Source organism: Streptomyces sp. NRRL S-495, assembly GCF_000966955.1.
GTDB lineage: Bacteria > Actinomycetota > Actinomycetes > Streptomycetales > Streptomycetaceae > Kitasatospora > Kitasatospora purpeofusca.
Genome location: NZ_JZWY01001239.1, coordinates 1 through 815 on the forward strand (window position 1 = coordinate 1; position 815 = coordinate 815).

Genomic DNA, 815 nt, shown 5'->3' on the forward strand with positions numbered 1-815 from the left:
GGGCCACACCCAGGCCGCCGCCGGGGTCGCGGGCGTGATCAAGCTGGTCCAGGCGATGCGCCACGGCGTGATGCCGCGCACCCTGCACGTGGACGAGCCGACCCGGTTCGTCGACTGGACCGCCGGCGAGGTCAGGCTCCTGGAGGAGAACCGGCCGTGGCCCGAGGTGGACCGGCCGCGCCGCTCCGCCGTGTCCTCCTTCGGCTACAGCGGCACCAACGCGCACGTCATCCTGGAAGCCGCGCCCGAGCCGGCCGCCGCGCCCGGCGAGGAGCCGGAGGGTTCGACGGGCCCGGGCGGCGGCGCACTGCCGTGGGTGCTGTCCGCCCGGACCGAGGCCGCGCTGACCGAGCAGGCCGCGCATCTGCTGGAGCGGATCACCGACGGGACCGAACCCGGCGCGCGCGACGTCGCGTTCACCCTGACCGCCGGCCGCGCCCTGTTCGACCACCGGGCCGTCGTCCTCGGCCGCAGTGCCGCCGAACTCACCGAGCGGCTCCAGGAGTTCGTCTCCACCGGCAGCTCCGCCGGAGTCCTGACCGGCCGGACCGCCCCGACCGGGACGGTGTTCGTGTTCCCGGGTCAGGGTTCGCAGTGGATCGGCATGGCGCGTGAACTCCTCGACTTCTCGCCCGTGTTCGCGGAGAAGATGGCCGAGTGCGCCGCCGCGCTGGAGCCCTTCGCCGACGGCTGGTCGCTGCTCGACGTGGTCCGCGACGACAACGAGGGTGCGCTCGACCGGGTCGACGTCGTGCAGCCCGTGCTGTTCGCCGTCATGGTCTCCCTCGCCGAACTCTGGCGCTCCCTGGGCGTGA

Annotated in this window: 1 protein-coding gene; it reads left to right on the forward strand. The window is 74.1% G+C overall.

What is annotated here, in order from left to right; genetic code table 11:
- Positions 1-815: acyltransferase domain-containing protein (locus VR45_RS40850; protein WP_045945043.1), on the forward strand; the 815-nt coding region annotated here is incomplete at both ends.